This is a genomic window from uncultured Muriicola sp. (assembly GCF_947258935.1).
Lineage (GTDB): Bacteria > Bacteroidota > Bacteroidia > Flavobacteriales > Flavobacteriaceae > Muriicola.
In genome coordinates, this window is the sequence record NZ_CAMYKH010000072.1 from 1 (window position 1) to 9,594 (window position 9,594).

The 9,594-nt window shown below is 40.5% G+C and carries 9 protein-coding genes; 2 read left to right on the forward strand and 7 right to left on the reverse strand.

Going from position 1 to position 9,594, the window contains the following annotated elements:
- The 5 genes from dnaN to Q0X72_RS11185 all read right to left on the reverse strand — a co-directional run.
- Positions 1-1,100: DNA polymerase III subunit beta (dnaN, locus tag Q0X72_RS11165; protein ID WP_297765292.1), on the reverse strand; the 1,100-nt coding region annotated here is incomplete at its 3' end.
- A gap of 181 nt (positions 1,101-1,281) precedes the next feature.
- On the reverse strand, positions 1,282-2,949 hold the full coding sequence (gldG, locus tag Q0X72_RS11170) for a gliding motility-associated ABC transporter substrate-binding protein GldG (RefSeq protein ID WP_297765294.1): 1,668 nt from the start codon (positions 2,947-2,949) through the stop codon (positions 1,282-1,284).
- Between the two features lies 1 nt (position 2,950).
- Positions 2,951-3,679 (reverse strand): gliding motility-associated ABC transporter permease subunit GldF, encoded by a 729-nt coding sequence (gldF, locus tag Q0X72_RS11175; protein ID WP_297765297.1) that lies wholly within the window; start codon positions 3,677-3,679, stop codon positions 2,951-2,953.
- Between the two features lie 5 nt (positions 3,680-3,684).
- The gene (locus tag Q0X72_RS11180; RefSeq protein WP_297765300.1) at positions 3,685-3,981 is read right to left on the reverse strand and encodes a putative quinol monooxygenase; all 297 of its coding nucleotides are present in this window, start codon (positions 3,979-3,981) and stop codon (positions 3,685-3,687) included.
- Positions 3,982-4,812: an SAM-dependent chlorinase/fluorinase gene (locus tag Q0X72_RS11185; protein ID WP_297765303.1), complete on the reverse strand. Its 831-nt coding sequence runs from the start codon at positions 4,810-4,812 to the stop codon at positions 3,982-3,984.
- A gap of 125 nt (positions 4,813-4,937) precedes the next feature.
- Here Q0X72_RS11185 and Q0X72_RS11190 point away from each other — a divergent pair, with 125 nt between their 5' ends.
- Both Q0X72_RS11190 and Q0X72_RS11195 read left to right on the forward strand, forming a co-directional pair.
- Positions 4,938-5,891, forward strand: a complete 954-nt coding sequence (locus Q0X72_RS11190) for a PhoH family protein (protein ID WP_297765306.1) — start codon at positions 4,938-4,940, stop codon at positions 5,889-5,891.
- 7 nt (positions 5,892-5,898) lie between these two features.
- A complete protein-coding gene (locus Q0X72_RS11195) occupies positions 5,899-6,852 on the forward strand; it encodes a phosphoribosylaminoimidazolesuccinocarboxamide synthase (protein ID WP_297765314.1) in 954 nt (317 codons plus the stop codon).
- 47 nt (positions 6,853-6,899) lie between these two features.
- On the opposite strand, the gene Q0X72_RS11200 is transcribed toward Q0X72_RS11195, so the two are convergent.
- Together Q0X72_RS11200 and Q0X72_RS11205 are read right to left on the reverse strand one after the other, a co-directional pair.
- Positions 6,900-7,970, reverse strand: coding sequence for a response regulator (locus Q0X72_RS11200; protein ID WP_297765309.1), 1,071 nt, complete (start codon positions 7,968-7,970; stop codon positions 6,900-6,902).
- Positions 7,971-8,002: 32 nt separating this feature from the next.
- Positions 8,003-9,594: PAS domain-containing sensor histidine kinase (locus Q0X72_RS11205; RefSeq protein ID WP_297765311.1), on the reverse strand; the 1,592-nt coding region annotated here is incomplete at its 5' end.

Sequence of the window (9,594 nt, forward strand, 5' to 3'; positions counted from 1 at the left end):
GGCATTACCAGCATGGTAACATGTTCCCCTTCATCCAGGCCATCGATAGGAGTGAGGATTCCGGCCCTGTTCGGCAGACTTAGTTCCAGAGAAACCTCTTCTGAAGATAAATTACCGAGCATTTCTACTAAGAATCTGGAATTAAAACCAATCTGCATATCATCACCCTGGTAGGCACAGGTAAGTCGTTCTTCGGCCTTGTTGCTATAGTCAATATCTTCTGCAGAGATATTGAGTTCTGCCCCTGCAATTCGCAACCTGATCTGATGGGTAGTTCTATTTGAAAAAATAGAAACCCGCCGTACGGAACTCAGGAAATGATTTCTGGAGATTGTGAGTTTATTTGGGTTTTCCTTTGGGATGACTGCCTCATAATTGGGGTATTTCCCATCGATGAGTCGGCAGATCAATTCCGTATTTTCAAAACTGAATTTAGCATTGCTATCGTTGTACTCCACCTTCACCTCTTCTTCACTCCCGGAAAGGATACCCTTTAACAAATTCAATGGTTTTTTGGGCATGATAAACTCGGCTACCTCAGAGGCCTTTACATCATTGCGCCTGTATTTAACTAGTTTATGCGCATCTGTGGCCACAAAGGTTAAATGCTCCGATGAGAATTGAAAGAATACTCCGCTCATAACCGGTCTAAGGTCATCATTCCCGGCTGCAAAAATGGTCTTATTGATGGCCGTTGCTAAAATATCTCCCATTATCGTTGTAGAACTTGGTTTTGCAAGTTCAACTGCCTTCGGAAATTCTGCGCCATCGGCATAGGCCAGGGCATATTTTCCGTAATTAGAACTGATCTCTACCGTATGATTATCCTCTACTATAAAGGTTAGGGGTTGTTCGGGAAAGGTCTTTAAGGTATCCAGTAAAAGTCGGGCAGGAACGGCAATTGTCCCCTCATTGTCCGATTCCACTTCCAAAACCGCACTCATGGTGGTTTCCAGATCTGAAGCAGAAACTGTGAGTTGGCGCTTCTTTAATTCGAATAGAAAATTATCCAGAATGGGTAGGGTATTGCTGCTATTGATAACACCCCCCAATACCTGAAGTTGTTTTAATAAATACGTACTCGATACAATGAATTTCACAATGTCTGTTTTTTGGTTACCATGGAAATAAGAGATATGCTTCTGACCTTGTTACTTTGAGATGTTAAAACAATCGCTTACTTCCGTCTTTTCGGCTATAATTTGAGAAAAATCCTTACTCAAAGATCTAAAAACAAATATATCCTAATTGTCTATTTTCTTAAAACTTACTTATTAACATCTATTGGCCAAATCTCCGTTTGCGCCGGATGGAAAAAAGCAGGGATAAAAGCAGAACAAAAACGAGGGGAACCCCTATGGCAATGAACTGCCACCTGGATTTCTGTGAAGCGATTTTCTCCCCATCCAACATTGGAATGGCAACCGATTTGTTTCGAATGTTTATAAGTCCGGAATCATCAAGCAGGTAATTCGCGCAATTCAGCAAGAATTCCTTGTTGCCATAGAAATTATTTGTCCATTTATCATACCCCAATTCCAATGGCCTGTTATTTCGCAATTGATTGGCAATTAGGTCCCCGTCAGCAATTACGATCATCTTATTTTCCGGACCTATTTCTTTACTGCCTTCTAATGTTATTGGTTTTACTCTATTGAGAAATGCTGAACTAAATGCCCCCTCAATTAAAACCGCCAATGGCTTATTTCCATTGGTGTATTGTTCTTTGTCAGGCGGTGAATTAAGAATATTAAAGCTTATAATTTTCGGCAAGGTCTCGGTTCTCGATAAAGGCGAGCTCTGTGCCAGTATGGTCTTTTTGTACTCATTGTTTAAGGTATCTATGGTACTTGTAAATTGAAACCTCAGGGCTTCTGTGTTGGTATTTATCGGATGGTTATTTTTTGATAATACCATGGGATTGTAATACCAGGGGAGGGGGTTATAGTCCGCACTGTTCCCTTCTCCAGTGGCAAGAACGATCTGAGAAAAATAAAGATCATTGACGAGAACAGGATTAATGCGGACCCCATATTTGAAGAAAAAAGTATTAAGATTTAAATTCCTTGCCAATGCCAGGGCTTCTCCTTTTTCATTAAAAAGACTGTCGAGTTCCATGGCCACAGGATCCACCAACCAAAGCGACTTCCCGCCATTCACTATAAATTGATCCAATATATATTTTTCGTCTTCTGTAAAAGCCACCGTAGGTTTAGCGATTAAAGCAAGGTCATAGGTTTTGAGCTGATCTAATACGTTTTGTGGGTTTCTTTCCACAGAATCGAGGGTTATGGCACCCAGGTTGTAATATTCCCGCAGCGATCCTAATATGTCGGCCAGGTAGATATCCGCAAGTTCTCCGTTTCCTTTAATGACGGCGATCCGTTTCTTTTCCTTAATTCCTAATTTCGTAAAGGCATCTGCAAAGGCGTATTCCAGGTTTTGAACAGAATTGTTGATCCTGTCTTCTGAACTGGTTCCCAGTTTATTTTTAAGAAGGGCTACTTTAACCGTTTTGTCATTATGAGTTACCATGGCCCAAGGAAATACCAACTCCTGAGATACTTTACCCTCATTTTCTGTAGTCACATTCGCTGGAGTAAGGCCAATACTCTGAAGTTGTGCCAATGTTGCCTCTGCCTGTGAAGCATCTTCCATGGGGTCATCAAAATTGTATTTGATGTTGCTGTTCTTATTGGAAAAATTCTCCAAAAGTTGTTCAGTCTCTACTTTAAGACGCTGAAACTCAGCAGGAAGTTCACCTTCCAGCAACACATCAATGATAACCGGAGTTTCGAACTGCTGGATCACGGTCTCTGTAGCCTCAGACAAAGTAAATCGTTTGTCCTCGGTTAGATCGAAACGGAGATAAAAGAAGGATGCCAGGAGATTTAAAAGGATGAAAAGTCCCAACCCAAGCATGATATTTCGTAGGATAGTATTTTTCATTTTAAGCACGTTGTTTTAATCGGGTTACGGTCATAAAGAGAAAAAATACGGCCATGGATAGAAAGTAGACAACATCGCGGGTATCTATGATCCCTCGACCCATACGCTCATAATGGGCTTTCATTCCTATATTTTCAATGAAAAGGGAAATACTACCATCTGAGAGTACTCCGGAGATGGCTTGAAAGCCGAGATAAGCAAATAATGCTAGCAGTATTGCAGAAAGGAAGGCTACAATTTGATTTTCGGATAGGGTAGAGGCAAAGAGGCCAATACCAGTGTATGCAGTAAGTAACAAAACCATCCCAATGTAAGCGCCTACTACCATTCCCAGATCAAAATTTCCGGGTTCGGTCCCTAATGCTGAGATACACCAAACGTAGACCAGAGTGGGCACCAATGCGATAATCCCCAATACCATGATCCCAAAAAACTTACCCAGAACCAGTTCCCACGGGCTAATAGGCTTCATCATCAGTAACTCCAGGGTTCCTGATTTTTTTTCTTCTGAAAAACTTTTCATGCTTAAGGCGGGAATTAGGAAAAGAAAAATAAAAGGAGATAACTTAAAAAATGCAGACAGATCAGCAAATCCATAATCGAACAGATTATAAGGTCCCTTAAACACCCATAAGAGCAAACCATTGATAGCCAAAAACAAGCCCAATGCCAGTATGCCTGTTGCTGTAGTAAAAAAGGATGTGAGCTCTCTTTTAAAGATGGCGAACATAGAAATTAATTTAAGCTGTGTACTTTTTGAACACTCCAGGCCTGGGGCTTATCATCAAACAGCAATTTGGTACGGCCCCAAACTTCCTTAAAGAAGTCGGATTTTCTATAGGCTGCCAAATGATCTTCTGATTCCCAATGACTATATGTAAAGAAAATAGAGGGGTCATTGACGTCCTGATATAACTCTAATAACGAACATCCATCATATCCCCGAATTACATTTTTGGTTTCTTCAAATATGCGTTCAAAACCAGGAATGTTTTCGATTTTGAAGTTGAGTTTTACGATGCGAACTATCATTTATTTAAAATTTATGATCACTGTATCCCTATAATCTAATCCCAGCAAGGAAGACGCACTTCCAACGGTGTTTGGATCACTCTTATAGATCGCCAGTTCTATATAATTGGCAGAATTGAACAAGGCCAAAAGATCACCCGGACCTTTGCGCTGCTGTTTCTCCAGATCAAAATCTATGATCTCACTATAATTATTCACTATCCTGGTTATCTTTTTATTTCTTGCCAGCAGTTCAAAGTCGCGTCCCTTGCGATACGCCTCAAACAGACTCTTTTGAATATTAGTGACCACATTCCCATAGTTATCAATATAGATGACACGGCCGGTGATGGTATCTCCGTTATTGGTAATCCTGGGTGCAAATTCTTTAAGTTCTTTTAGGGCATCGAATTTTTTGCCAACTACTTCCAGGGTACCACCGCGGGCTATATGGCAGGCCACTTTAACAAAGACCTCCAAAACAGGAAAAGCGCCGGGATGGGGATTTGGGATCTTTAATTCTACCACCTTGTCCGGCTTTATTTCCGAGGTTATTAGGCTGCTTACCCCATTGTTGGCAAGGATAAAGTAATGCCCATCTACATATACGGCGAGATGTTGATTTTCTGCGGTGCATTCGGCGTCCACACCCACAATATGGATGGTTCCTTTGGGGAAGGCTTTATAGGAGTTTTTCAGGATATAGGCACACTCCTGAATGTTGAAGGGGCTTATGGAATGTGAAATATCAACAATTTTAGCATCTTCCAATTCACTATAGATGGTTCCTTTAATGGCGCCTACAAAATGGTCTTTATGTCCAAAATCCGTAGTTAATGTTATAATCGCCATGCAAGACTGTTGATATTTTTTTGGAGCATCAAACTGTTTTATTCTTAAGTTTGTATGTCAAAATTAAACAAAAAATCAGCGTTTCGAAATTTATATTCATCCCATCTTCATAACTTATAGCTTCTTTGAACGAACTCACACTAGAACTCACGGAAATTAGTCCACGCGAATTTTTTGGACACCAGAACGAACACATAGATCTTCTAAAAAAGTATTTTCCAAAACTCAAGATCGTGGCCAGAGGCAGCAAGATCAAAGTGTTTGGGGACGACAAGCTTTTAGATGAGTTTGACAAGCGCTTTCACATGTTAACTGCGCATTTCACCAAGTACAACAAGCTCGATGAAAATGTTATAGAACGCGTTTTAACAAGTAATGATAAGGAAGATTATGCCTCCCCGGATCAAAGCAATGAGATCCTGGTGCATGGTGTAAATGGAAGATACATCAAAGCACAAACGGTTAATCAACGCCGATTGGTAGATGCTATGTCTAAAAACGATATGGTCTTTGCTATTGGCCCTGCAGGTACGGGGAAAACCTATACCGGGGTTGCTCTTGCCGTAAAGGCCCTAAAGAACAAAGAGGTTAAAAGGATCATTTTAACAAGACCGGCTGTGGAAGCAGGGGAGAACCTGGGATTCCTGCCCGGAGATCTAAAGGAAAAACTAGATCCCTATATGCAGCCACTTTATGATGCGCTGCGCGATATGATCCCCAGTGAAAAGTTGGCACTGTACATAGAGAATGGCACTATACAGATAGCTCCTATGGCCTTTATGAGAGGAAGAACCCTGGATCATGCCTTTGTGATCCTGGATGAGGCACAGAATACTACCCATGCGCAAATGAAAATGTTCCTTACCAGAATGGGAAAGGATGCTAAATTTTTACTGACGGGAGATCCAGGGCAAATTGACCTTCCAAGACGGATTATCTCCGGACTAAAAGAGGCTATGCTTATCCTGAAGGATGTAGAAGGGATCGAAATGATCTATTTGGACGATAAAGATGTGATCCGACATAAATTGGTGAAAAAAGTGATCGATGCCTACAGGAATATTGAGCATCAGAACTAAGGACTACATGAGCCAAACCATAACCAGTACTAATTTTAAGTTCCCCGGACAAAAAAAGGTCTATAAAGGAAAAGTAAGGGAAGTTTATACCCTGGAGAACGATATTTTGGTGATGATCGCTACAGACAGGCTTTCGGCTTTCGATGTAGTGATGCCCAAAGGGATTCCCTATAAAGGGCAGATCCTGAACCAGATCGCCACCAAGATGATGGCCGCCACGGCCGACATAGTACCCAACTGGCTCCTGGCTACCCCGGACCCTAATGTAGCGGTGGGCTACGCCTGTGAACCTTTTAAGGTTGAAATGGTAATACGCGGGTATTTATCAGGGCATGCCGCACGGGAATACAAAAGTGGAAAACGAAGCTTATGCGGAGTTGCAATGCCGGAGGGGATGAAAGAGAATGACAAGTTTCCCGAACCGATTATTACTCCTGCAACCAAAGCGGAAAAGGGAGACCATGATGAGGATATCTCAAAAGAAAACATCTTAAAGCGCGGTATTGTTTCTGAGTCCGATTATCTTCTTCTTGAAAAATATACAAGAGCTTTATTTCAAAGAGGGTCTGAAATTGCCGCAAAAAGAGGTTTGATATTGGTAGATACCAAATACGAATTTGGCAAACGAAAAAATGGAACTGTCGTTCTTATTGACGAGATCCATACCCCGGATTCTTCACGTTACTTTTACAAAGAGGGTTATCAACAACGACAAGATGACAATTTGCCACAAAAACAGCTTTCCAAGGAATTTGTGCGGCAGTGGCTCATTAAGAATGGCTTTCAGGGCTTAGAGGGTCAAACAGTGCCCGAAATGTCTGATGCCTACATAAAAACAGTATCAGATAGGTATATAGAATTATATGAGAATATTACCGGGGAGAAATTCCTAAAAGCGGATATTAAAAACATTCAAAATAGAATTGAGAAAAATGTACTCCTTTATTTAAATAGATCATGATCACATATCAACTAAGAAGTACTCGAATATTTTCTGTATTAATTACCCTACCTATTATCCACGATATGCTGTAACGCCTCTTTATCTAATAAGATAATCCTTTTGGCATAGCCCATCTTAATCAGACCTTCTTCCTTAAATTCAGAAAGGGTACGGATCGCCGTTTCTGTAGCGGTACCTATCATGCCCGCAAAATCTTCACGCGGAATATCGATGCCCTCATTGGGGAAATCTTTAATAATCCCCTTATAAAACATATCCAATAAGTTCTTGGCCACTCGCTGGCGAACCGATGAGTAGGCCATATTAACCAGTTGCTCCTGAACTTCAATAAGACTGTTTGAAATGATGTCAATAAACTTATGGGCCACCTCTTTATTCTCGTAAAGCAGATGAATAAAAGCCGATTTCGGAATGCCATAAGCCTCTGTATTCTCAATTGCCATGGCTGTTTCAAGATAAGTGCCGTTTGGATTCAAAAGAGATAATTGACCCATAAAATCGCCTGCTTTGTGAATGCCAGTTACGAACTCCTTGCCAGATTCCATGGTTTTGTAGGTCTTTACAGTACCGCTTTCAATAAAATACAAAGTATGCGCGCCATCACCTTCCCTAAATACAAATTCCTTTTTGTCGTATTTTTTTGGACGATACTCTCTTGAGATATGTTCCAGATTGAGGTAGCTGGCTGCATCCTGGAGAAATTCATGAATGCCTTCTATGTTTTTAGAGAATTCCTTTCGCAGAAAATCAGACTTTTTCAAACGACTGGTAACAGCTTCGAGCAGTTCGTGCTCCTCAAAGGGTTTTGTCAGGTAATCGTCAGCACCAAGGTTCATACCCTTTCGAAAATCTGATTTATCCGCTTTGGCGGTCAAAAAGATAAAAGGAATACTTGCGGTTTCATTGTCTTTGCTTAATTCCTCTATCACCTCGTAACCATCCATGACGGGCATCATTATGTCACATAAGATCAAATCTGGCTTGAACGTTCTGACCTTATCTACGCCCACTCTGCCGTTCTCTGCCGTGGCCACTTCGTAATTAGACAATTCTAGAATATCGGCCGTATTTTCGCATACATCCTTGTTATCTTCGATCAATAGAATCTTTTTCATTATTCTAACTTTTAGTCTGTCATACAGGCCTTTCATCTCACCGGAAACTCAACCCTAAAAACAGATCCTTCTCCTGCTTCACTTTCAAAGGATACTGTACCACCCAAAAGTTCAGTGTACTGTTTTACAATATGTAAACCCAGACCAGTACCTTGCATGTTTAAACTGTTTTCAGCACGGAAAAAACGTTCAAAGAGATTTGTTTGGTCATGGATGGGGATGCCGATGCCCTGATCCTTAATTTCTATACATGTGGTTTTCTTTCCTCTTATCAAATTCAATTGAATATCCTGATCTACATCAGAATATTTAATGGCGTTAGATAACAAATTGATAAGGATATGTTGCATCAATTTTTGATCTAGGTATACTCCGATAGTTTCTTTGTTGGTTTTCATTTGGAGGGTTTGCCCTCTTTTTTTTGTGGGCCCTATTTCTTCGAGCAAGGTATTTGAAAATGCTACCAGATCAAAAAGCATTGGTTTTACCGCCACTTTTCCTTCCTCCAATTTGGCAAGCGACATAAAGTCGTTCAGAATAACCACCAAATTCCTGACATTCGATTTTATTTGCTGGATATATTTTATGCGTTTTTCTTTATGGTCCGATTCGTTCTGTTTTTGAAGAAGTATGGCTGAGGACAAAATTGCGCTCAAGGGCGTTCTGAATTCATGGGATGCCATTGAAATAAAACGTGATTTCAATTTGTTGAGTTCCTGCTCTTGCACCAGGGCCTTGCGAATCTCAACTTCTGCTTGTTTCTGTTTGGTAATATCATTAAAGACAAAGAGCGTCCATTTTACTATGTTATTACCGTTCAAAAGTGGAGAGGTGTTTACTGCATAGTTCTTATTCTTGAAACGAGTCTCAAATGAAAGGTGTTCGCCTTCCAATGTTCTTTTGACATCTTCTTTGATACGTGCTATCCTTTCTTTTGAAAAAGCATCAATATCATCAATATTAAGTCCTTCAAATTGACTTTTTTTATAACCTAATCGATACAGTTCACCTCCATCTATATAGACGATATCAAAATCGGCATTGATAACGATAATTACCCCTTTGGGGAAGTTTTTTGATATGGCGGTAAACATTGCCTGACTCGCCAATGACTTTTTTTCGGCTTCTTTGGTCTCCATCATTTGATCTTCCAGACTTAAATTTGTATCAATAAGTTTCTGTAAGATGGCTTTGCATACTTCGGTACGTTCCGCGACTTCTTGCTCAAGATCATTAGGGTGTTCTCCAAGAAATTCTGAGCTATTTTGAAGTTCCTGACGCACAATATTTCGCTCAATCGTCATACGCCTAAGATGCGGAAGGTTGGCAATTGTTTCACAAAATGGCCTTAGGTGCTTTTCCTGATCCGAAGTATCTCTTACAAAAACAATTTCTACTTGCTTATCTCCAATATTTGCCGGACTTAGCCGCATTCCCAGGGGAAATTGTCTACCATTTCGCTTTATGCCGAATAGATTTATATGTTCGCCAATTTGCCAAGGTTCTGTGTTGCTGGCATAAGATGCTTTTTTGTCTTTCCGAATTTTTCTAATTTTTTGGGGAATAAATATTTCCACTTTTTTCCCTATCAACTCCCCGGTGATGTAACCAAACAATTTACAGC